This is a genomic window from Catellatospora tritici (assembly GCF_019083965.1).
GTDB lineage: Bacteria > Actinomycetota > Actinomycetes > Mycobacteriales > Micromonosporaceae > Catellatospora > Catellatospora tritici.
Genome location: NZ_JAHRCY010000020.1, coordinates 131,178 through 153,930, shown reverse-complemented (window position 1 = coordinate 153,930; position 22,753 = coordinate 131,178). Strand labels below are relative to the sequence as shown.

Sequence of the window (22,753 nt, the reverse complement as noted above, 5' to 3'; positions counted from 1 at the left end):
ACACCGCGGCGGAACGGGGAGGGTGGGCGAGAGTGGATGACGACGGGTTCCGAGACTTCGTGCACGCGAGGTTGGGACAGCTGTCGCGCGTGGCGTACCTGTTGACGGGCAACCATCACGCGGCGGAGGACCTGCTGCAGAACGTGCTGGTGAAACTCGCGCTGAAGTGGAAGCGGGTGGCCGAGTCCGGCGCCCCCGACCCGTACGTACGCAAGATCATGTATCACGAGCACGTGTCGAGCTGGCGGCGCAGCCGCCACCTGCGCAACGAGTACACGACCGCCGAGCTTCCCGAGCCCGCCGGGGCTGACGAGGCCGGGGCCACAGTCCGCCGCCTGGTGCTGGATCAGGCGTTGGGGCGGCTCACCCGTAAGCAGCGCGCGGTCCTGGTGCTTCGCTTCTACGAAGACCTGTCCGAGATCGAGACCGCCGACGCGCTCGGCGTCTCCGTCGGCACGGTCAAGAGCCAGACCTCCCACGCCCTGACGAGGCTGCGTACCCAAGCGCCCGAGCTGCACGAACTCATCCGCACGAGCGCGCGGGGGGTGCTGGCGTGAGCGACTTGAAAGAGCTTCTCGAGGGTATGGCAGCCCAGGCCCGGCGGTACGAGGTCACCGAACGCGCCCTGGCGCGCAGCCGCACCATCCGGCACCGCCGCCGCGTGGCCGGCGGCTCCGGGGCCCTTGTGCTCGTGGCAGGCCTGATCGCGGTCCTGATGCTGCGGCCTGGCATCGGTCCGCGTCCGCAGCCGGTCACCCCGTCTCCGTCCACCTCGCCTGGCGCGGTCGCCTTTCCCACCCACTGCACAGTCGAGCGGCTGCCGCTGCCCCTCGGGCAGGACCACGGGCGGATCGTCAACGGCGACTCGAGCGGCCGGTTCGTGGTCGGTCTGTCCGGGCTCGATGGCCCGTTTCCCGACCGCTCCGCGCTGTTCTGGGACGATGGCGCCCCGACCGTGGTGGACCTGCCTGGCGAGTACGACCGCCTCACCGACGTCACCGCCACCGGGTTCGCGGTCGGCTTCAGCAAACTCGACGGGGAGTTCGTCCCCTGGACATACCACGACGGGACCGTGTCCCGACTGCCTGGTGACCGGGTCCGGCCCTTGGCGGTCAACGAACAGGGCGTGATCGTCGGCACGACCCACGACGACCGCTCGGATCAGTTGACAGAGCAGGCGGTCGTGTGGCGATCGCCAGGGCAGGCGCCCCAACCGCTGCCCGGCGTGCCGCGGGATTGGGACGGGATGGCGAGCGACATCGACGAGGACGGGACGATCGTGGGCTGGCGGCAGAGCCGGGACTTCGAAATCCCGACGCGGCTTCCGATGAGGTGGGGCCCGGACGGCTCGCCGCAGGAGCTGAGGTTCGACGTCGACATCAGGGGGTTCCGCGCGACCTCCGCATGGCCTTACAAGATCCGCAACGGTTGGATCACGGGTACGGGGCTCGTGGATGCCAAAGGCCAGGACTGGCGCGACCGGCTGCTCTGGACCCCGGACGGCCAGCCGACCGTCTCCGTGTCCGGTCGGCTGGACGGCGCTGACCTGAACGCCCAGGGCTGGCTGGTCGTCGACCAGGGTCTCGAGGCGAGGTTGGCCTCGTCGCGGCAGCAGGTGCTGCTGCCGCAGGGACCGGACGCCGTCGCGACAGCCCTGCCCGAAGTGGTGGCGATCAGCGACGACGGCCGCCTCCTCGCCGGTGATCAGCAAGTCGTCGGCGGTGGAAAGATCCCTGTCCGGTGGCGGTGCGGCTGACGAGATACAGCTGGGGCGGCCGGTGGTTGCGGCCGCCCCGGCGCGTGGGGACTGCCCCACGTGGTGCCGGCAGTCATCTGGAGAGCGCTCCCTGAAGGCGTGTCGGCCAAAGCGCCCGCGACCAGGTCGGCCCTGCATCTTGGGCCCGATTTGCGAAGAAAACGAATCTTGGCAAGCGGACTTCAATCGATTTTGACCTATTGACACCGATCGGCGATGCGCTCACCATGCAGTTATAGAGAGCGCTCTCTGGCAAGATCCCCTCCTCGCGCCCCACGAGGAGGACCTCATGCACCAGTGGAACCCCGCCGCGACCGTCCCCGCAGAACCGGAGGATCCGTCATGTCAAGTAGTGCCCACACGGGCAGAATTCGGCCGCGCACCCTCGTGCTCGGTGTCGCCATCACCGCGCTGATCGGCGCGTTGCTCAACCAGGCGGTGCGCGCCACCGCTGCCGAGACCCCGCTTTCGCAGGGACGCCCGGCGACCGCGTCGTCGACGGAGAACGGCGGCACACCCGCATCCGCCGCGGTCGACGGCAACCTGGGCACTCGGTGGTCGAGCGCGTTCAGCGACCCGCAGTGGCTCCAGGTCGACCTCGGTGCCACGGCCACCATCAACCGCGTGGTCATCAACTGGGAGACCGCCTACGCGCCCGATTTCACCATCCAGACGTCCGCCAACGGCTCGACCTGGACCACGATCAACACCACGGTCAACGGCACCGGCGGCGTCCAGACGCTCAACGTCAGCGGCTCCGGCCGGTACGTGCGGCTGAACACCACCCGCCGCGCCACGCAGTACGGCGCGTCGGTGTGGGAATTCCAGGTCTTCGGCACGGGTGGGGTCCAGCCCAGCCCCAGCACGTCGTCCGGCAGCGGCTGGGTGAACATCGACCAGGCCGCGTGGAACGCCCAGCTCGCCGCGTTCAACGCGATGGTAATGAACCCGGCGCCCCCCAACGCCGTGCGAGTCTCCGAGTTCAACGCCGCGTGCGTCTACAGCCACTCCCTCAAGGACGACCCGATCGTCTTCCCGGGGCTGCCCGGCGCGTCGCACATGCACAGCTTCTTCGGCAACCGTGGCGTGAACGCGAACACCACCACCGCGTCATTGCTCGGCAACACCGCGTCGAGCTGCGGGCCGGTGGGCGACCCCTCCGCGTACTGGATCCCCACCCTGTACGAGCGGGGCGTGGCGATCGAGCCGCGCGGCGTCACCGTGTACTACAGCTCGCGCCTGCCCGACCCGACCAAGACGCTGCCCTTCCCGCAGGGCTTCCGGATGATCGCCGGTGACGCCAAGAAGCAGTCGCCGACCCCGGCCGGCGTCCCCAACCAGTTCTGGTGCGCCGGGCCCGGCGGCGAGATCGGCCGCAGCGCCGACGGCAACTGGCCCATCTGCGCCCCGACCGCCAACCTCACCTACCAGCTGGTGTTCCAGGACTGCTGGGACGGCGTCCACCTGGACAGCCCCGACCACAAGTCGCACGTGTCCTACAACACCGTCAACGGCCAGTGTGTCGCGCCGTTCCCGATCGCCATCCCGAACGTCTCGTTCGTCATCGACTACCCCACCCACGGCAGCGCCGACGGCTACACCCTGTCCTCGGGCATGGCGTCCTCGATCCACGGCGACGTGTTCCTCGCCTGGGACAACGCGGCCATGGGCCACCGGGTGAAGGACTGCATCGTCCAGAAGGCCAAGTGCAACACCGCCGGTACGTTCTGACCGGCTTCCCGACCACGGGATGAGGACGTGGCCCTGGCCCTGTGCCAGGGCCACGTCCCTGCGCCGACGGGCACATTCGACCGGGTGGTCGTGGAGTCGCCGCCGCGCGTACTCCGCCCTTGCCGGGCCTGGCTCTTTCCAACCTCGCACGGGGCTGCCTTCGTGAAGGAGGGACGTGAGTAGCCTTCGGCCGACGAAAGGGCGGCGATAGTGGACGACGACGGATTCCGCGACTTCGTACACGCGAGGATGAAACGGCTGTCCCGGGTGGCGTACCTGCTGACCGGTGACTACCACGGCGCGGAGGACCTGCTGCAGACCGCGCTGGTCAAGCTGGCCGCGAAGTGGCCCTCGGTGGCGAAGGGCGGCAACCCCGACGCGTACCTGCGCAAGATTCTTTACAACGAGCACGTGTCGATCTGGCGGCGCAGTCGTCACCTGCGCAACGAGTTCTCCGCCGAACACCTGCCCGAGCGGGCGGCCGGAACCGACATCGCCGCCAGCACGGTGCGCCGGGTGCTGCTGGAGCAGGCGCTGGCGAAACTGTCCCGCAAGCAGCGTGCGGTGATCGTGCTGCGCTTCTTCGAGGACCTGTCCGAGGCCGACGTAGCCGTCGCGATGGGCGTGTCGGTCGGCACGGTCAAGAGCCAGACCTCGTACGCCCTGGGCAAGCTGCGCGAACTCGCCCCCGAACTGCACGTGCTGGTCCGCGAGCCGCAGGAGGTGCGGGCATGAGCGACCTGAAGGAACTGCTCGACGACATCGCCGAGCGCGCCCCGGCCCTGGACCTGGCCGAACGGGCACTGCACCTGGGCAAGCGCCGCCGCCGACACCTACGTGCCGGCGCAATCGCGGCCGCCGCGCTCGCGATCGCGCTCGTCGCGGGCGTCAGCCTGTGGCCGCGCGACGCGCACCAGGCCGTCGAGCCGCTGGCGCCGTCCGCGTCGCCGCCGCCGTCCGCACCGCCCGGGTTGCCCGCATCCTGCACCGTGGCCCGGCTGCCGCTGCCGTCCGGCCTGCACAACGGCTCGGTCAGCGCCGCCGACCCGACCGGGCGCTACCTGGTCGGGTCGGCGAGCACCGGCGTCACGAAGAACGCGCTGCTCTACTGGGAGGGCGACAGCGTCCGGCGGCTGTCGCTGCCGGGCCAGGCCCAGGGGTTCACCGACGTGAACTCCAGTGGCGTGGCGATCGCCGGGACGTTGCTGCACGAGGAGGAGGACTCGGCCTGGATCTACCGGAACGGCCGACTGACCAGGTTGAAGGGCGCGGACGCGCAGGCCGTGGCCATCAACTCCAGCGGTGTGGTGGTGGGCATCATGACGACCCGCAAGGTGCGGTTCGGCAACCCGACCCTGCATCCGGTCCGGTGGGCGACGCCGGACGCCGACCCTGAACCGCTGCCGCTTCCGCCGGGCCATTGGCCTGCGGGGGCGGGTGTGTCAGGGCTCGACGACGACGGCACCATCCTCATGAACGTGGGCACCCTCACGGAGGACGGGAGGTCGTTCGCGCTGCGGCCGGACGGCTCATGGCAGGAACTGTCGCTGTCGCTGACCGTCGACGGTCGGCACGGCGTCGCCGCGCACGGTGGCAGCATCCGCAACGGCTGGGTCCTCGGCATGATGTACTTCGACGGCCCACTGGCGGGTGGCCCGAGGATGACGGCAGTCGTGTGGAACCTGCGCACCGGTGCGGTGAGCCGCCTGCCCGCCGGGCTCTGGGGCGGGCAGATCAACGCGCAGGGCTGGGTGGCCAGGTGGACCGGCGGCACGGCGGTCACGTCCGGCACCGACCTGCTGCCGCTGCCGACCCTGTCCGGGGTGAGCGCGGAGTTCGACCCGGTCGTGTCGTCGATCAGCGACGACGGCCGGGTGCTGGCCGGCGGCGTGCAACTACGCGTCAACGAACCCGGCATCCCCCTACGCTGGCGCTGCTCCTGAAGTCTGGCGCTGCTCCTGAAGTCTGGCGCTGCTCCTGAAGTAAGGAAGGGCCCCTTCTTATCGCTTCGCGTATAGGAAGGGGCCCTTCTTCACGTCTACGGCGGGGCGTGCCCATCCGATACGGGCGATTACACCGATGCGCCGGGAGTGCCCGACCGCAAAGACTGGCGACCGTCAATGTCGACCGGAGCCGCCCGGCTCCATGTGGATGGAGGCACTCCCGTGCAGACATCGCAACCAGGTACGCGCCGCTCCCTCGGCGTACGGACTCTGCTCGCGCTCACCCTCGCGCTGGCGGCCAGTGCCGTCGCCACGGCACCGGCGCACGCCGCCGACAACCCGTACGAGCGTGGCCCCGCCCCGACCACCGCCAGCGTCGAGGCCGCCCAGGGCCCGTTCGCCACGTCCTCGGTCAGCGTCTCCCGACTGCAGGTCAGCGGCTTCGGCGGGGGCGTCATCTACTACCCGACCACCACCAGCGCGGGCACGTTCGGCGCGATCGCGCTGTGCCCCGGCTACACCGCGAGCTGGTCCAGCATCAGCTGGCTCGGTCCGCGCCTGGCCTCGCAGGGCTTCGTGGTGATCGGCATCGAGACCAACTCCGTGTACGACCAGCCCGACAGCCGCGGCAGGCAGCTGCTGGCGGCGCTGGACTACCTGGTCAACTCCAGCTCGGTCCGCTCGCGGGTGGACGCGTCCCGGCTGGCGGTCGGCGGTCACTCGATGGGCGGCGGCGGCACCCTGGAGGCGGCCCGGTCCCGGCCGTCGCTGCAGGCCGCGGTGCCCCTGGCGCCGTGGAACCTGACCAAGTCGTGGTCGACGCTGAGCGTACCCACGATGATCATCGGTGGCGAGAGTGACACCGTCGCACCGGTGGCTTCGCACTCCGAGCCGTTCTACAACAGCATCCCGGCCGCGACGGAGAAGGCGTACCTGGAGCTCAACAACGCCAGCCACTTCTTCCCGCAGACGGCGAACACGACTGTCGCGCGAAACATGATCTCCTGGTACAAGCGGTTCGTGGACAACGACACCCGGTACGAGCAGTTCCTCTGCCCGGCCCCGAGCAGCTCGTCGATCGAGGAGTTCCGCATCACCTGCCCCCTGGTGAGCTGAGGGGTCCAGACCCGTCGGGGCGCGACGTGCCCCACTTAGCATCGACGCTGGCCTATCTAGAGGACAAATGATCTCCAATAGCCCTCTGGATAGGCCAGCGTCTATTAAAAACGCGCCGCGCGGCGGCGCCAGGCCAGCGAGCTGGAGGACGGAGGACCCGGGATCAGCGGGCGTGGGCTGGCGCGCGGGCGCTGCGGCCGTCGATCAGCTCCTCGGCCCGTCCGGCCGCCCCGTCGCCCGCGTCGGCGTAATAGTCCTCGGGCCGGGTCAGGTCCACCCCGCCCGGCACCCGCAGCCCGCGCAGCAGCACCGTCGCCGCGACCACCACCAGCAGGTTCACCGCCAATGCGAGCAGCCCCACGTACACCGCGCCGCCGCCCAGCCCCAGCTCCGACAGCGGCAGGTTCGAGCCGCCGAAGTGGGCCTTGACCACGCTCCCGTCGGCGGCCCGCTGCGGCACCCGCCACAGCAGGAGCACCCCGCTGCCCAGCCCGGCGAGCAGGCCGCCGACCAGGGCGAAGCGGTGGAACCAGCCGGTCCACAGCCCCAGCACCACCGCGGGCACCGTCTGCAGCACGATCACGCCGCCGACGAGTTGCAGTTCCACCGAGAAGCGCGGGTCGAGCAGCACGATGAACGCCAGCGCCCCGACCTTGGCCAGCAGCGACACCCAGCGGCTGACCGCGGCCTCCTCGGCGACGGTGGCGTGTGGGCGCAGGTACTCGCGGTAGATGCCGCGGGTGAACAGGTTCGCCGCGGCGATGGACATGACCGCGGCCGGGATGAGCGCGGCGACCGCGACGGCGGCGTACGCGATTCCGGCGCACCAGGCCGGGAACGCGTCGTGGAACAGCTGCGGCATCACGGTGTTGAGGTCGCCGCCGACGGGGCGGACGCCCTGGCCGATGGCGAAGAAGCCGAGCAGCGCCAGCAGCCCGAGGGCCAGGCAGTAGACGGGCAGCGCGGCGGTGTTGCGTTGCACCGTGGCCCGGTCGCGGGCGGCGAGGATGCCGGTGAGCGCGTGGGGGTACGCGAAGATCGCCAGCGCCGACCCGAACACCAGGGTGAGGTAGCCCAACGTCCCGCCCTGGGGCAGCAGCAGCCCGGTGGCGGGGGAGGTGTCGCCGTCCAGTCGTGTCCCGGCGCCGCGGAAGGCGGCTGTCCAGCCGCCGGACATGGCCACCAGCAGTGCGACCGACAGCAGCAGCCACAGCAGCAGCGCGTCCTTGGCGATGGACAGCAGCGCCGGGGCTCGCAGCCCGGCCCGGAAGGTGCACAGCGAGGCGACCCCGACGGCCACCAGCAGCGGCCACTCGCCGTCGACGCCGAGCGTCTTGAGCAGCGCCTGCAGCGCGATGAGCTGCACCGCGATGTAGGGCAGGGTGGCCACGATGCCGGTGACCGCCACCAGCGCGGCGAGGCTGCGGGAGCCGAACCGGGCGCGGGCGAACTCGGCCGAGGTGACGAAGCCGTGCGCGTGCGACACCGACCAGGTCCGGGTGCTGATGACGTACGCCATGGGGGCGGTGACGATGGCGAAGGGCACCGCGAAGAAGCCGACCGCGCCGACGCCGTACACCAGGGCGGGCACGGCGATGTAGGTGTACGCGGTGTACATGCTGCCGCCGAGCAGGAACCAGGTGACCCAGTTGCCGAACGCGCGGCCACCCACCCCCCATTCCTCCAGCGACTGCGGGGTGTGCGGGCGGCGCCAGCGGGCGGCGTAGAACCCGAGCAGCAGCATCAGGGCGAGCAGCGCGGCGAAGACGCCGATCTCCAGTTGTCGGTCGGTCATCGCCGCCGCGCCTTGGTCGCCTGGTACACGAGGGTGATCACGAGCATGGCCAGCAGCGCGTTCGCGAGTTGGTACCAGTAGAAGAAGGGCATGCCCCACAGCCGCGGTTCCAGCCGGTTGTACAACCCGACCGGCAGCGGTGCGAGCACCGGGACCAGCAGCAGCAACTGCCAGGCGCGCCCCCGGCGGGCGGGGGAGGGACGGTCGACCACGGTGGCTCCTCTCAGGACGCAGGGTGATCAGCGCAGTGTCGGCCGGTAATCGGCCGACGCCATCGGCGAAATCACCGGTCTGCCGTACTGCCTGGTGAAAGCCGGTATGCCGGAGGGGTTCAGGCCTTCCCCGGTGACCACGCCTCGCCTATATTGCACTCGCAGTGCAGATTTCTTTTCCGTTGCGGCGGCTTTCCGTTCCGGTGGCAGAGGGCAGGGGTACGCGTGGACGACACGGTCACCGACGGCGAGGTGCGTCGCCGGGTCGAGAACTTCCTCGGTGGGCGGCCGATCCCGGCGCCGGGCGACGAGGACGGCCGCCTGACGTTCCTGCGCGCCCGCTTCGACGCCGGACTCGCCTGGGTGCACCACCCGGTGGGCCTCGGCGGCCTGGCCGGTCCGCGTGAGCTGCAACCGCTGGTGGACGCGTTGTTCGCGGCCGCGGGCGCGCCCGACAACACGCCCCGGCGCATCGGCATCGGCCTGGGCATGGCCGCCCCGACCATCCTGCGCCACGGCACCGCCGCGCAGCGCGAACGCTTCCTGCGTCCGCTGTGGACCGGCGAGCAGATCTGGTGCCAGCTGTTCAGCGAGCCTGGGGCCGGGTCCGACCTGGCCGCGGTGGCCACCCGGGCGGTGCGCGACGGCGACGGCTGGCTGGTCGGCGGGCAGAAGGTGTGGACCTCGATGGCGCACCGGGCCCGCTGGGGCATCCTGCTGGCGCGCACCGATCCGGACGTGCCCAAGCACCGGGGCATGACGTACTTCGTCTGCGACATGCACGCCCCCGGCGTCGAGGTGCGGCCGCTGCGGCAGCTCACCGGCGAGGCCGAGTTCAACGAGGTGTTCCTCACCGAGGTGCGGCTGGGCGATGAGCTGCGGCTGGGCGAGGTCGGTCAGGGCTGGGCGGTGGCGCAGACGACGCTGATGAACGAGCGGGTCGCCATCGGCGGCGCGCCCGTGCCGCGCGAGGGCGGCCTGGTCGGCATCCTGGCCGACGCCTGGCGCGAGCACCCGGAGCTGCGCACCCCGGCCCTGCACGACGAGCTGCTGCGGCTGTGGGTGCGGGCCGAGGCGGCTCGGCTGACCGGCGTACGGCTGCGCCAGCAACTCGCCGCAGGCCAGCCCGGCCCGGAGGGCTCGGCGGTGAAGCTGTCCTTCGCCACCCTGGCCCAGCAGCTGAGCAGCCTGGAGGTGGAGTTGCTGGGCGAGGCCGGGCTGCGCCACGACAGCTGGGAGTTCAGCCGCCCCGATGTCGTCGACTTCACCGGCCGGGGCGCCACCTACCGGTACCTGCGCGCCCGGGGCAACTCGATCGAGGGCGGCACCTCGGAGATCCTGCGCAACATCATCGCCGAGCGGGTGCTCGGCCTGCCCGCCGAACCCCGGGTCGACCTCGACCTCGCCTGGAAGGACCTGCCTAGATGAGCCTGGACCTGCGCTACGGCGAGGTGGCGGAGCAGCTGCGCGCCTCGGTGCGCGCGGTGCTGTCCGACCACTGCGGGCCCGCCGCCGTGCTGGCCGGGCTGGAGCAGTCCGGCGCGCCCGACCCGCGCCTGTGGCGCCGCTTGGTCGACCTGGGCCTGTCCGGCCTGGCGGTGCCCGAGTCGCTGGGCGGCGCCGGGGCCGGCTGGGGCGAGGTCGCCGTGGTGCTGGAGGAGCTGGGTCGGGCCGCCGCGCCGGTGCCGTACCTGGGCATGGCCGGGATGGCGGTGGCGGCCCTGGCCACCTGCGCCGAGGTGCCCGACGCGGCCGAGCTGCTGACCGCGATCGCGGCCGGGTCCGTGGTCGCGCTGGCGGTGCCGTTCAGCACCGCGCCCGGCGGCGGTGCTGGCGATGGTCCGGTCACGACGGTCGCCGCGACCGGGGACGTGCTGGCCGGGACGGTCACCAGCGTCGCCGACGCGCTCGCCGCCGACGTGCTGCTGGTGCCCGCCGCCTCGGGTCTGCAGACCGGCCTGTACGCGGTGGACGCCACCGCGGCCGGGGTGCGCCGCACCGCCGTGGTGTCGCTGGACCAGACCCGGCCGCTGTGCGACCTGACCCTGTCGGCGGTGCCCGCCCGGCCGCTGGCGCTGGGCGCGACCGCCGCGCACGCGGTCGAGTCGGCGCTGGTCACCGGGGCGGCGCTGCTCGCCTCGGAGCAGCTCGGCACGGCGCAGTGGTGTCTGGACGCGACGGTCGAGCACCTGCGCACCCGGCGGCAGTTCGGCCGGGTGGTCGGCTCGTACCAGGCGATCAAGCACCGGCTGGCGGATCTGTGGGTAGAGCTGGCCCAGGGGCGGGCCGTGGCGCGCTACGCCGCGGCGTGCCTGGCGGCCGGAGACCCGGACGCGCCCGTGGCGGCGGCACTGGCGCAGGCGCACTGCTCGCCGCTGGCGGTACGCGCCGCCGAGGAGTGCGTGCAGCTGCACGGCGGGATCGGCTTCACCTGGGAGCATCCGGCGCACGTCTACCTGAAGCGGGCCCGCAGCGCGGCGCTGGCGCTGGGCGGCGCGGGGCGGCACCGGGCCCGCCTGGCCGAGCTGGTCGACCTGCCGCCGGGCTGATCTTCATACACCGCTGGTGCAACGAGATCAGGTTCGATGATCGCTGGTCTGCCGCGCAACCAGGGGAAATCACGGCCCTGTAACGAAGCTATTGACGAGACGTTGCTCAAACATACACTCCAAGTGTAATTACTTGATCCCTTCCGGCTCGCGTCCACATCGAGGTGACGATGACACCGCCCGACGAATCCGCCGGTCTGGCCCTGCACGGCATCACGGTGCGGTTCGGTGGCCTGACCGCGCTGGAGGACGTGTCCCTGCGCGTGCCGCCCGGCCAGGTGGTCGGCGTGATCGGGCCCAACGGCGCGGGCAAGACCACCCTGTTCAACGTGGTCTGCGGCCTGGTCCGCCCCACCGGCGGCACGATCACGCTGGACGGCGCCCCGCTGACCCCGCGCCCGCACCGGCTGGCCCGCCTCGGCCTCGCCCGCACCCTGCAGGGCGTCGGCCTGTTCAAGGGCATGACCGTGCTGGAGAACGTGATGACCGGCGCCGGGCACACCGCGCGGGCCGGTTTCTGGTCGGGCCTGTTCGGACTGCCGCGCGGCGACCGTGACGAGCGGCGGCTGCGCGCGGAGGCCCTCGCCCTGCTGGACCGCTTCGGGGTGGCCGGGCACGCGAACGCGCTGCCGGGCACGCTGCCGTACGCGGTGGGCAAGCGGGTCGCGCTGGCCCGCGCCCTGGCCGCCCGGCCGCGCCTGCTGCTGCTCGACGAGCCCGCCGGTGGCCTGGGCGCGCAGGACATCGAGGAGCTGGCCGAGGTGATCACCGGTCTGCCCGCCGCGAGCGGCTGCGCGGTGATGCTGGTCGAGCACCACATGGACCTGGTGATGCGGGTCTGCGACCGGATCGCGGTGCTGGACTTCGGTCGCCTGCTGGCCGAGGGCACCCCGGACCGGATCCGCGACGACCCCGCCGTGGCCGAGGCGTACCTCGGCGCGGCGGTCGAGGAAGGGGCGCAGGCGTGAGTGAGCTGCTGCGGGTCGAGGGCCTGACCGCCGGGTACGGCGCCGCGCCGGTGCTGCGCGAAGTGGACCTGACCGTGCCCGCCGGGACGATCGCGGCGGTGCTCGGCGCCAACGGCGCGGGCAAGACGACGCTGCTGCGTACGCTGTCGGGCCTGGTCCGGCCGTCGGCCGGGCGGGTGCTGCTGGACGGGCGGCCGCTGACCGGCGTCGCGGTGGAGAAGCTGGTGCACCTGGGCATGGCGCACGTGCCCGAGGGCCGGGGCGTGGTCGCCGAGCTGACCGTGGAGGAGAACCTGCGGCTGGGCGGCCTGTGGCGCCGCGACCGCGCCGACGCCAACAAGGCCCTGGCCGAGGTGTACGAGCTGTTCGAGCCCCTGGCCAAGCGCCGCCGCAGCGCCGGGCACCAGCTGTCCGGCGGCGAACGGCAGATGCTGGCGCTGGGCCGCGCCCTGGTGGCCCGGCCCCGGCTGCTGCTGCTCGACGAGCCGTCGCTGGGCCTGGCCCCGAAGGTGACCGCGCAGATCATGGCGCTGCTGCGGCAGCTGCGCGACCGCACCGGGCTGACCGTGCTGCTGGTCGAGCAGAACGTGCGCAGCGCGCTGTCGGTGGCCGACACCGGCGTGGTCCTGGCGCTGGGCAAGGTCGTCGTCGCGACGAGCGCCGATCGGCTGCGCGACGACGAGGAGCTGCGCCATGCGTACCTGGGTTTCTGACCGTATGACTGCGAGGGGAGGTGCCTGGTGGACCGGTTCGTGTTCCTGACCTTCGACGGCCTGTCCAAGGGGGCGGTGCTGGCGGCGTTCGCGCTGGCACTGGTGCTGATCTGGCGCGCCGCGCGCATCGTCAACTTCGCCCAGGGCGCGATGGCGGTGGCCGCCGCGTACGTGGCGTACAGCGTCACCACCGCGACCGGGTCGTACTGGCTGGGGCTGCTCGCGGCGCTGGTCGGCGGGCTGCTGCTCGGGGCGCTGGTGGAGCGGGCGGTGATGCGCTTCGTGGACCACCGCTCGCCGCTGGCCGAGGTGATCGTCGCGCTCGGACTGGTGCTGGTGGTGCAGGCCGGGCTGGGCATGCTGTACGGCAACGAGTTCCGCGCCGCCGCCGCCCCGTTCAGCCGCACCGCGCTGGAGCTCGGCGGCATCCCGCTGCTGTCGCGCTACGACCTGTTCGTGTTCGGAGCCGTGCTGCTGGTGCTGCTGGGGCTGGCGCTGCTGTTCACCCGTACCGCGATCGGTCTGCGCATGCGCGCCGCAGCCTTCGCGCCCGAGGTGTCGCGGCTGCTCGGGGTGAACGTCGGCGGCATGCTGACGCTCGGCTGGGCGCTGGCCTCGGCGGTCGGCGCGCTGGCCGCGATGCTGGTGCTGCCCACCGAACTGGGCCTGCACCCGCACGCGATGGACCTGGTCTTCGTGTCGGCGTTCACGGCGGCGGTGGTCGGCGGGCTGGACAGTCCGCCCGGCGCGGTCGTCGGCGGCCTGTCGGTCGGGCTGATCCTGTCCTATGTCAGCGGCTACCTCGGCAGCGACGTCACGCCGATGGCGGTGCTGGTGCTGCTGCTGGTGGTGCTGCTGGTCCGGCCGGGCGGCCTGTTCGCGGCAACCGTGGCGAGGCAGGCGTGAACCGCGTGCGCGCCCTGCTGGGCGCCTCCACCCTGCTGCGCCATCTGCTGCTGGCCCTGCTTGCCGGGTTCGCGCTGTACCTGCTGTCGCTCGAACTCGACCCGTTCCGCAACTTCCAACTGGCCACGGTCGCGGCGTACCTGTGCGCGACGGCGGGACTGACCGTGCTGACCGGGCTGAGCGGGCAGCTGTCGCTCGGGCACGGGGCGCTGATGGCGGTCGGCGCGTACACCGTCGCGCTGTGTCAGAACGCGCTGGCCGAGCATGACGTCACCGGCAACGGCGTGCTGCCGCTGTCGCTGCTGGCCGGAGTACTGGTCACCATGGCCGCCGGGGCCGTGATCGGGCTGGCCGCGGCGCGGCTGCGCGGACCGTATCTGGCGGGCGTCACCCTCGCCGTCGCCGTGGCGGTGCCCGCCGCGACGGTCACCTTCGACGAGCTGTTCAACAGCGAGCAGGGCCTCGGCGTGTACGTCGAACCGCCGCCGCTGTCGCTCGGGCCGTACTTCCCGAACGAGCGCTGGCAGGCCTGGATCGCGCTGCTCGGCGCCCTGCTGACGATGCTGCTGCTGGCCAACCTGACCCGGGGCCGGTTCGGCCGGACCCTGCGCGCGGTGCGCGACGACGAGGTGGCCGCGCGCCTGTCCGGCATCAACGTCGCCCGCGCCCAGGTGCTGGCGTTCGTGGTCAGCGCGGCCGGGGCCGGGCTGGGCGGGGGACTGCTCGCCGTGCTGGCGCAGAGCGTGTCGCCGGGCGCGTTCTCGCTCACCCTGTCGCTGTTCCTGCTGATGGCGGTGGTCATCGGCGGGCTGGGCAGCCTGTCCGGGGCGGTCTGGGGCGCGCTGCTGCTGGTGGCGCTGCCGGACCTGGCCCACGAGGTGAGCAGCGGGCTGGTCGCCTCCTCGCCCGGCGCGGCGCAGCGGCTGGAGGGCAACCTGCCGCTGCTCGTCTTCGGGCTCACCCTGATCGTCGTCATGATCGCCATGCCGGGCGGGGTGCAGAGCCTGCTGCGCCGCCTGACCGGCTGGGCCCGACGGCGGCTGCCGAGCCGCTGACCTCGACTTTCCTCGCTCATGGCACGGCTCCACGGAACAATATCGATAAGTATCAATTTATTGCGACAGAAGGGTGTCGTCATGAACCGCCTGATGCGCCGTACGCTGGCAATCGCCACCACGGCCGCGCTCCTCACCGCCGTCGCGGCGTGCAGCGACGACGGCCAGACCCCGCCCGCGGGCGCGCAGGTCCCCGGCGTCACCGCCACCGAGATCGTCGTCGGCACGCACATGCCGCTGACCGGTCCCGCGGCGGCCGGATACTCCGAGATCGCCCCGGCCAGCAAGGCGTACTTCGACTACGTCAACGCCAACGGCGGCGTGAACGGCCGCAAGATCACCTACAAGATCATGGACGACGGGTACAACCCGGCCAACACCCAGACGGTCGTGCGGCAGCTCGTGCTGCAGGACAAGGTGTTCGCGATCCTGAACGGCCTGGGCACCCCCACCCACAGCGGGGTGCTCGACTTCCTCAAGACCAACCGGGTGCCGGACCTGTTCGTCGCCTCGGGCAGCCGCAACTGGAACCAGCCCGACAAGTACCCGGGCACGTTCGGCTTCAACACCGACTACACGGTCGAGGGCAAGATCCTGGCCACGCATGTGAAGGCCAACTTCGCCGGCAAGAAGACCTGCTTCTTCGGCCAGGACGACGACTTCGGGCGCGACAGCCTGGTCGGCGTCGAGGCCGTGCTCGGCGCGGGCGCGGTTGTCGCCAAGGAGAAGTACGTCGTCACCAACCAGAACGTGGCCCCGCAGATCGGCGCGCTGAAGGCGGCCGGGTGTGAGGTCGTCGTGCTGGCCACCGTGCCGGGCTTCACCGCGCTGTCGGTCGGCACCGCCGCCCGCCTGGGCTTCAAGCCGCAGTGGGTCGTCTCCAACGTCGGCTCGGACTACCAGACCCTGGCCAAGCTGCTCGGTGCGGGCAAGGTGCTGCTGGAGGGTGCCGTCGGCGCGTCCAACCTGCCCTCGCCGGTGGACCTGAACGACCCGTGGACCGCGATGTTCAAGAAGATCCACGACAAGTACAACGGCAGCGCCCCGTTCAACGGCAACACCGTCTACGGCATGTCGGTGGCGTACACCTTCGTCCAGGCCCTCCAGTCGGCAGGCAAGGACCTCACCCGCGAGGGCCTGCTCGCCGCCATCGAGAAGAACGGCATCACCGGCCCCGGCTACGCCCCCTTCCGCTACTCCAAGACCGACCACTCCGGCTACGGCGGCTACCGCCTGACCCGCATCGAGAAAGACACCCAGGTCTTCTTCGGCCCCGTCTACACCACCGACGACACCCCCACCAGCCCCGTCACCGAATACACCACCACCCGCCCCCAACCCCCCACCATCACCCTCCCCTGACCCCACCCGACCCGCCCGACCCACCAGACCCGCCTGACGCGTTGATCATGAACTTATGGCACGGCTCGACGGCGTGTCATGTGCACGACTTCCTGATCAACTAGGCGACCGCCCCGGCACCCTCGATGGGTGCCGGGGCGGTCGGCCTGCCGCCGTCAGGACAGGCGCTCCAGCACCATCGCCATGCCCTGGCCGCCCGCCGCGCACATCGTCTCCAGGCCGATCTGCTTGTCGTGCCAGCTCAGCGAGTTGAGCAGGGTGGTGGTGATGCGGGCGCCGGTCATGCCGAACGGGTGACCGACCGCGATCGCGCCGCCGTTGACGTTCAGCCGGTCCCAGTCCAGGCCCAGTTCGCGGGCGCTGGGCACCACCTGCGCCGCGAAGGCCTCATTGATCTCGACCAGATCGACGTCGTTGATGGACATGCCCGCACGGGCCAGCGCCATCCGCGACGCCTCGACCGGGCCCATGCCCATGACCTCGGGCGACAGCGCGGACAGGCCGGTGGACACGATCCGGGCCAGCGGGGTGATGCCCAGCTCCCGAGCCCGCTTGTCCGACATGATCACTACGGCCGCGGCGCCGTCGTTGAGCGGGCAGCAGTTGCCCGCCGTCACCGTGCCGTCGGGGCGGAACGTCGGTGCCAGTCCGGCCAGCGCGGCCATGGTGACGCCAGGGCGCGGGCCGTCGTCGGTGCTGACCACGGTGCCGTCCGGCCTGGTCACCGGGGTGATCTCGCGCGTCCAGAACCCGGCCGCGATCGCCTGCTCGGCCAGGTTCTGCGAGCGGCAGGCGAACTCGTCCTGCTCCTGCCGGGAGACGCCGTACCGCTCGGCGACGTTCTCGGCGGTCTGGCCCATCGCGATGTACACGTCGGGCAGCTCGCCGTCCTCGCGCGGGTCGTGCCACGGCTCGGCACTGCCGGCGGCCCGCTGTTCGCTGCGGGCGACGGCGGCCTCGAAGAGCGGGTTGCGGGTGCCGGGCATGCCGTCACTGCGGCCGTTGCCGTAGTGCGAGACCAGTTCGACGCCGACCGACAGGAACGCGTCGCCCTCCCCGGCGCGGATGGCGTGCAGGGCCATGCGGGTGGACTGCAGCGACGAGGCGCAGTACCGGTTGATCGTGGTGCCGGGCAGCCGGTCCAGCCCCAGCATCACCGCGACGACGCGGCCCAGGTTGTGGCCCTGCTCGCCTGCGGGCTGGCCGCAGCCGAGCACGAGGTCGTCGAGTTCGCGCGGGTCGAGCTGCGGCACGGCGGCCAGGGCGGCGCGCACCGCGGTGACCGCGAGGTCGTCGGGGCGCAGGTCGATCAGCGACCCCTTGTTGGCGCGGCCGATGGGCGTGCGGGCGGCGGCCACCACGACAGCTTCAGGCACAGGGTTTTCCTTTCGCGGGTACGGGCAAACTATCTGCACTAAAACTGCGACTTGTTTCCGTACGATGTCAACGCCTGCCACCCGTGGATCAGGTCACCATGCCGGTGGCCTGGAATGGCCCGATCGGCTCTCTGGCGCGACGCGCGATGGAGTAAGCACTGACGGTGCATGTATATTGTCGCTCGGCTGCTGTGCGCGCGACTACACTCTGCGAGCGCACCGACCAACGCCGACGCTGGACCGAGCGCCCGACCACCGGTCACCCCGGCGACGATCACGGTGCCGGGGTGGGGGCACGCCGTCGAACACTCTGCCAGTGGCTCGTCCCGGCGGCCCGCCTGAACGGCGGACCGCCGACGAACTCCCCACCGGCATCCATAAGTTCATGATCAACGTACGAAGGCGGGGCGGCATGGCCAGGACTGAGGGGCGGGTCGACGGGCGGACGGCTCGGGCGGAGCGGACCCGCGCTGCCATCGTCGACGCGCATCTGGCGCTGATCGCGGAGGGTGACCTGCGGCCGACCGGGGAGCGGATCGCCGAGCGGGCCGGGGTGTCGCTGCGCGCGCTGTGGACCAACTTCGCCGACATGGAGACGCTGTTCGAGGCGAGCGGTCGCCAGGTGCTGGCGCAGCAGGACGCGGCGTTCCAGCCGGTGCCGCCGACGCTGCCGCTGCGGCAGCGGGTGGCCGAGTTCTGCGCCCAGCGGGTGCGGCTGCTGCAGCTCATCGCCCCGATGGCGCGGGCGGCGCAGCTGCGCGAGCCGTACTCGGCGCAGCTGCACCGCAACCGGCTCAAGCACATCGCGCGGGTGCGTGACGAGGTCGAGGCGCTGTTCGCGCCGGAGCTGGAGATGGCGGGCGCGGGCCGCGACCAGCTGCTGCACGCGCTGATCGCCTCGACCATGTGGCCCGCGTGGTCCATGCTGCGCGAAGGGTTGGGGCTCGACGAGGAGCAGGCGGCCGCGGTCATGCTCCGTACCGTCACGGCGCTGCTGCTCAACGCCATGGCGACCGGGCTCGCCTGACACGGCACGTTCACACTCTTTCCATCGCGTTACTTATAGGTAACACTGGCGGGCATGGTAAATGCATCTTCAGTGCACATACCTACGCTGCGAGGGCGCGACCGGGTCCAGGACGTCATAGCCGACCTGCTGGTACGCGCCGAGGCGGGCGCCGGGGGCGCGCTGCTGCTGCACGGCGACCCGGGCTCGGGCCGCACCGCGCTGCTGCGCCACACCGCCGAGCACGCTCCCGAGTGGACGGTCCTGCACGTCGGCGGCCTGCACGACGAGGCCGACCTGCCGTACGCCGCCCTGCACGGCCTGCTGCAGTCCGTCGCCGACCGCCCCGGCCTGCTGCCGCCGCACCAGGCGAAGGTGCTGCACCGGGTGCTGACCGGCGGCGGCTGCGCCGGACCCGACCGGCTCGCCCTGTCCATGGCCGTGCTCACGCTGCTCGGCGCGCTCGGCCGCGAGCGGCCCGTGCTGTGCTGCGTCGACGACGCCGACGCGGTCGACCGGCCGTCCATGGCGGTGCTCGGCTTCGCCGCCCGGCGGCTGCGCGGCCAGCGGCTGGCCATGCTGCTCACGGCCAGCCCCGGCACTGCCCTGGCGGGCGTGCCGTACCACTCGCTGGAGGCGCTGGACCCGGACGCGTCCCGGCAGCTGCTGGCCGACCTGCTCGCCGACGGCGGCGCCCCGCTGGACGAGGACGCCGCCGCCGCGCTGGCCGCGGTCGCGGCGGGCAACCCGCAGGCGCTGACCGAACTGGCCCGTTGCCTCACCCCGGCCCAGCGTGCGGGCGACGCGCCGCTGCCGACCCGGCTGCCAGAGGCCAGCGTGCTGCGCCGGGCCTACCGCGACCGACTGGACCGGCTGCCCGCCGACACCCGCTGGCTGCTGCTGCTGGCCGCCGCCGACGACGAGATGGACGCCGCCGGGCTGCTGCGCGCCGCCCGCGCCGACGGCGTCGACATCGGCGCGCTGGCCCCGGCCGAACGCCAGGGCCTGGTCCGGGTCAACCGCGGCGCCGTGGTCTTCGCCCAGCCGATGGTGCGCACCCTGGCGTACGAGGAGGCGCCGTTGGCCCGCCGCCGCGCCGCCCACCTGCACCTGGCCGACGTCCTCGACCCCGACCGCGACCGGTTGCGCCGCGCGGTGCACCTGGCCGCCGCCGCGCACGGACCCGACCCGGCGCTGGCCGAGGAGCTGGAGCACGCCGCCGCGGCGGGCGGCTCGGCCGGTGGCGGCTACTCCCGGGCCGCCACCGCGCTGGAGCACGCCGCGCAGCTGAGCGACGAGCCGGTCGGGGCGGCGATCCGGCTGGTCACCGCCGCGCGGTACGCCTGGCAGTCGGGCAGCCCGCAGCGTGCCCGGCGGCTGCTGCGCCAGGCCCGCCCCGCCACCCGGGACCGGACCGTGGTGGGCGAGAGCGAGGTGCTGGCCGGGGAGATCGAGCTGCGGGCCGGGGCCACCGCCACCGCCGCCGACGCGCTGCTGGCCACCGCCGACCGGCTCGCCGCGACCGACCGCGACCTGGCGGTGCATGCGCTGCTGCGGGCCGGGGAGGCGCTGTGCTTCTCCGGCGACTACACCCGCTTCGGCGAGGTGGCGCTGCGCGCGGCGCGGCTACGGCGAGTCGACGACCCGCCGTACCTGAACGTGATCTTCGAGCACTTCGCCGGGTTCGCCGCGACATTCCTGGGGCGGCACGACAAGGCGGTGGCGCCGCTGCGGCGGGTCATCGACCTGGCCGGGCAGCTCGACCGGGCCACCACGCTCACCTGCGCCGCCGCCAGCGCGTTGCTGCTGGCCGACGACATCGGCGCGCACCGGCTCGCCGCCCGCGCCGCCGAGGTGGTCCGCGAGACCGGCGAGGTGTGCGAGCTGCCGCTGGCCCTGGAGATGACCGCGTACGCCGAGTACTGGCTCGGCCGCCACGAGGCCGCCACCGCCACCAGCCTGCACGGACTGCGCGCCGCCCGCGCCGGTGGCCAGGACAACTACGCCGCCGACCACCTTGGCATGCTCGCGGTGCTCGCCGCCGTACGCGGCGACCGCGACGCCTGCCTGCGCCGCGTCCGCGAGATCGAACTCGCCCCCGGCGCGGGCCGCGCCAACCGCCCGAAGGCGCTCACCCAGTGGGCACAGGCGGTGCTCGACCTGCTCGGCGGCCGACCCGCCGACGCGGTCACCCGGATCGCCGCCATCGCCGACCCGGTCACCGGGCGCGGGCACGTGGTGGTGCAGGCACTGGCCACGCCGTGGCTGGTCGAGGCGGCCGTACGCGCCGACGAGCGCGAACGCGCGCTGCCCGTGCTGGACAGCTTCGAGAGCTGGGCCACCGCCACGGGCGACCCGGCCCGGCGGGCGCTGGCCGCGCGCTGCCGCGCGTTGCTCGCCCCGCGCGCCAGTGTCGAGGCCGACGAGTGGTTCCAGCGGGCGCTGCTGCTGCACCGGTCCGCCGAGTCCGACTACGAGCGCGCCCGCACCGAGCTGCTGTACGGCCAGGAGCTGCGGCGCAGCCGCCGTCCCCGGGACGCCCGCGAGCACCTGCACCGGTGCCTGGAGACGTTCACCAGGCTGGACATGCCGACCTGGATCGAACAGGCTCGCGCCGAACTGCGCGCGGCCGGGGAGGCGGTGCAGGCGCCGGAGGTGACCGCGGTCGAGGTGCTGACCGCGCAGCAGCTGCAGATCGCCCGGCTGGTGGTGGACGGGGCGACCAACCGCGAGGTGGCGGCGCAGCTGTTCCTGAGCACCCGCACCGTCGACCACCACATGCGCAACATCTTCAGCCGCCTGGGCATCCGTTCCCGCATCGAACTCCACAAGGCCCTGACGTGAGCCAGGGCCTCTCCCACCGGGACTAGATGGGCGCAACCGTGGGGGTGCGCCAGGTGTGGTCCACATTGCGTCTGGCGAAGCGGTCGCTCGCCTCTATCAGTTGGTGGAGGATGCCGGGCTGGTCATAGGCGTGTCCCGCGTCGTCGACGAGGAACAGCTCGCTGTCGGGTAGTGCGCGATGCAGGTCCCAGGCCGTGCGAGCCGGGCAGACCGCGTCATACCGCCCCTGGACCAGCACCACCGGGATGCCGGCGAGCTTGGCCGCCTCGTTGATCAGCTGACCCTCCTCCAGGAAGGCGCCCTGCACGAAGTAGTGGTTCTCGATGCGGGCGATGGCGGCGGCGTAGTCGTCCTGCGAGAAGGTCTGCACCAGCTCGGCGTCGGGCAGCAGCGTGAGAATCGTCCCTTCCCACCGCCCCCAGGCCACCGCCGCCGTCAGCCGCGTCTCGCGGTCCTCATGCGACAGCCGACGGTGATATGCCTCGAGCAGATCGTGCCGCTCGTCTTCCGGAATCGGTGCGACGAAGTCCTCGAAGTGGTCCGGGAAGAGCCAGCTCGCGCCTTCCTGGTAGGCCCATAGGAGCTCGGCGCGGCGGGCGGTGAATATGCCCCGGAGGATCATCTCCGTGACGCGGTCGGGATGCTTCTGGGCATAGGCGAGTGCCAGGGTCACCCCCCATGATCCGCCGGCGACCATCCACCGTTCGATGCCCAGACTCTCGCGCAGTTTCTCGATGTCGGCGATCAGGTGCCAGGTCGTGTTGGCGTTGAGGTCAACGCCCGGCTCACTGGCGTGTGGCAGGCTCTTTCCGCAATTCCTCTGATCGAACAGGATCACCGAGTAGTGGCGCGGGTCGAACAGGCGCCGGTACTCCGGCTTGGAGCCCGCCCCGGGCCCGCCGTGAAGAAATACCACGGGTTTTCCGGAAGGATTTCCAGAGATTTCCCAGTGCAGTGAATTGCCGTCGCCGACATCGAGGAAACCCTCCATGTACGGACTTATCTCCGGATAGAACGTGCGCATGAGTGCCTCCCCGCAGGCTGTCTCGTGTCATACGTGCTCGACGGTAGAGAGTAGCCGAAGTTGTCGAGCCGTCAAGTGAGCAAAGTGGATTGACCGCCACGGCAGGTGCTGACCGACATCGCCCGATGCCCGCGAAAGTCCAGGTGGAGACACATTTGGAGCGGGTGATGCCGGGCTGGCGATAGACATCAATTTATGTGCTTGCGCAAGTGTGTCCGGAGTGGACATCGACGAACGTTGCGGGCGCGGATCGATGTTTGGTACGGTGCCTCCTGGCAACCGAACGGGGGAGGTTTCGGTGGCGATCGGCTTTGCCGGTTCTTGGCCATGGTGTGGCGCTGCGGCCGCCCGAGGTATTCCCCCAGCCAGTTGTTGACCGGTCAACAAGGACCGAGTC

At 71.8% G+C, this 22,753-nt stretch carries 19 protein-coding genes; 15 read left to right on the top strand and 4 right to left on the bottom strand.

Annotated features, from left to right (window positions below; translation table 11 throughout):
* Positions 1 to 32 precede the first annotated feature (32 nt).
* The 6 genes from KUA19_RS33350 (at position 33) to KUA19_RS33325 (ending at position 6,546) form a co-directional block, all read left to right on the top strand.
* Entirely contained in the window at positions 33 to 557 is a 525-nt protein-coding gene (locus KUA19_RS33350) for a SigE family RNA polymerase sigma factor (RefSeq protein WP_217402546.1), read from the top strand.
* Positions 554 to 1,756, top strand: a complete 1,203-nt coding sequence (locus KUA19_RS33345; protein WP_217402544.1) for a hypothetical protein — start codon at positions 554 to 556, stop codon at positions 1,754 to 1,756. The genes KUA19_RS33350 and KUA19_RS33345 overlap by 4 nt, the downstream gene beginning before the upstream one ends.
* Positions 1,757 to 2,098: 342 nt before the next feature.
* The gene (locus KUA19_RS33340) at positions 2,099 to 3,487 is read left to right on the top strand and encodes a DUF1996 domain-containing protein (RefSeq protein ID WP_217402543.1); all 1,389 of its coding nucleotides are present in this window, start codon (positions 2,099 to 2,101) and stop codon (positions 3,485 to 3,487) included.
* 210 nt (positions 3,488 to 3,697) lie between these two features.
* Complete coding sequence (locus KUA19_RS33335; protein WP_217402541.1) at positions 3,698 to 4,222, top strand: SigE family RNA polymerase sigma factor; 525 nt, start codon at positions 3,698 to 3,700, stop codon at positions 4,220 to 4,222.
* Positions 4,219 to 5,430, top strand: coding sequence for a hypothetical protein (locus tag KUA19_RS33330; RefSeq protein ID WP_217402540.1), 1,212 nt, complete (start codon positions 4,219 to 4,221; stop codon positions 5,428 to 5,430). Before KUA19_RS33335 ends, KUA19_RS33330 begins: the two co-directional genes overlap by 4 nt.
* Before the next feature lie 222 nt (positions 5,431 to 5,652).
* Positions 5,653 to 6,546 (top strand): alpha/beta hydrolase family protein, encoded by an 894-nt coding sequence (locus tag KUA19_RS33325; protein WP_372451929.1) that lies wholly within the window; start codon positions 5,653 to 5,655, stop codon positions 6,544 to 6,546.
* A gap of 163 nt (positions 6,547 to 6,709) precedes the next feature.
* Here the strand turns inward: KUA19_RS33325 and KUA19_RS33320 are convergent, their stop codons facing one another.
* A complete protein-coding gene (locus tag KUA19_RS33320; RefSeq protein ID WP_217402536.1) occupies positions 6,710 to 8,341 on the bottom strand; it encodes a sodium:solute symporter family protein in 1,632 nt (543 codons plus the stop codon).
* Positions 8,338 to 8,553, bottom strand: a complete 216-nt coding sequence (locus tag KUA19_RS33315; protein WP_308167796.1) for a DUF3311 domain-containing protein — start codon at positions 8,551 to 8,553, stop codon at positions 8,338 to 8,340. Before KUA19_RS33315 ends, KUA19_RS33320 begins: the two co-directional genes overlap by 4 nt.
* Before the next feature lie 225 nt (positions 8,554 to 8,778).
* Between KUA19_RS33315 and KUA19_RS33310 the strand changes: the two genes are divergently transcribed.
* From KUA19_RS33310 to KUA19_RS33280, 7 genes are all read left to right on the top strand, one after another.
* Complete coding sequence (locus KUA19_RS33310; protein ID WP_308167795.1) at positions 8,779 to 9,981, top strand: acyl-CoA dehydrogenase family protein; 1,203 nt, start codon at positions 8,779 to 8,781, stop codon at positions 9,979 to 9,981.
* Positions 9,978 to 11,102, top strand: a complete 1,125-nt coding sequence (locus tag KUA19_RS33305; RefSeq protein WP_217402535.1) for an acyl-CoA dehydrogenase family protein — start codon at positions 9,978 to 9,980, stop codon at positions 11,100 to 11,102. The genes KUA19_RS33310 and KUA19_RS33305 overlap by 4 nt, the downstream gene beginning before the upstream one ends.
* 170 nt (positions 11,103 to 11,272) lie before the next feature.
* The gene (locus KUA19_RS33300; protein ID WP_217402533.1) at positions 11,273 to 12,070 is read left to right on the top strand and encodes an ABC transporter ATP-binding protein; all 798 of its coding nucleotides are present in this window, start codon (positions 11,273 to 11,275) and stop codon (positions 12,068 to 12,070) included.
* Positions 12,067 to 12,783: an ABC transporter ATP-binding protein gene (locus tag KUA19_RS33295; protein WP_217402531.1), complete on the top strand. Its 717-nt coding sequence runs from the start codon at positions 12,067 to 12,069 to the stop codon at positions 12,781 to 12,783. Before KUA19_RS33300 ends, KUA19_RS33295 begins: the two co-directional genes overlap by 4 nt.
* A 27-nt stretch (positions 12,784 to 12,810) precedes the next feature.
* Positions 12,811 to 13,689: a branched-chain amino acid ABC transporter permease gene (locus tag KUA19_RS33290; protein WP_217402529.1), complete on the top strand. Its 879-nt coding sequence runs from the start codon at positions 12,811 to 12,813 to the stop codon at positions 13,687 to 13,689.
* Positions 13,686 to 14,744, top strand: a complete 1,059-nt coding sequence (locus KUA19_RS33285) for a branched-chain amino acid ABC transporter permease (RefSeq protein WP_217402527.1) — start codon at positions 13,686 to 13,688, stop codon at positions 14,742 to 14,744. Before KUA19_RS33290 ends, KUA19_RS33285 begins: the two co-directional genes overlap by 4 nt.
* An 81-nt stretch (positions 14,745 to 14,825) precedes the next feature.
* Entirely contained in the window at positions 14,826 to 16,106 is a 1,281-nt protein-coding gene (locus tag KUA19_RS33280) for an ABC transporter substrate-binding protein (protein ID WP_254550475.1), read from the top strand.
* A gap of 155 nt (positions 16,107 to 16,261) precedes the next feature.
* Here the strand turns inward: KUA19_RS33280 and KUA19_RS33275 are convergent, their stop codons facing one another.
* Positions 16,262 to 17,482, bottom strand: coding sequence for an acetyl-CoA C-acetyltransferase (locus tag KUA19_RS33275; RefSeq protein ID WP_217402525.1), 1,221 nt, complete (start codon positions 17,480 to 17,482; stop codon positions 16,262 to 16,264).
* A 412-nt stretch (positions 17,483 to 17,894) separates the two neighbouring features.
* On the opposite strand from KUA19_RS33275, the gene KUA19_RS33270 reads away from it, so the two are divergent.
* Together KUA19_RS33270 and KUA19_RS33265 are read left to right on the top strand one after the other, a co-directional pair.
* Positions 17,895 to 18,509 (top strand): TetR/AcrR family transcriptional regulator, encoded by a 615-nt coding sequence (locus tag KUA19_RS33270; protein ID WP_217402523.1) that lies wholly within the window; start codon positions 17,895 to 17,897, stop codon positions 18,507 to 18,509.
* 72 nt (positions 18,510 to 18,581) lie between these two features.
* Positions 18,582 to 21,332: a helix-turn-helix transcriptional regulator gene (locus KUA19_RS33265; protein WP_308167794.1), complete on the top strand. Its 2,751-nt coding sequence runs from the start codon at positions 18,582 to 18,584 to the stop codon at positions 21,330 to 21,332.
* A 22-nt stretch (positions 21,333 to 21,354) separates the two neighbouring features.
* On the opposite strand, the gene pip is transcribed toward KUA19_RS33265, so the two are convergent.
* On the bottom strand, positions 21,355 to 22,356 hold the full coding sequence (pip, locus tag KUA19_RS33260) for a prolyl aminopeptidase (protein ID WP_217402519.1): 1,002 nt from the start codon (positions 22,354 to 22,356) through the stop codon (positions 21,355 to 21,357).
* Positions 22,357 to 22,753: the final 397 nt, after the last annotated feature.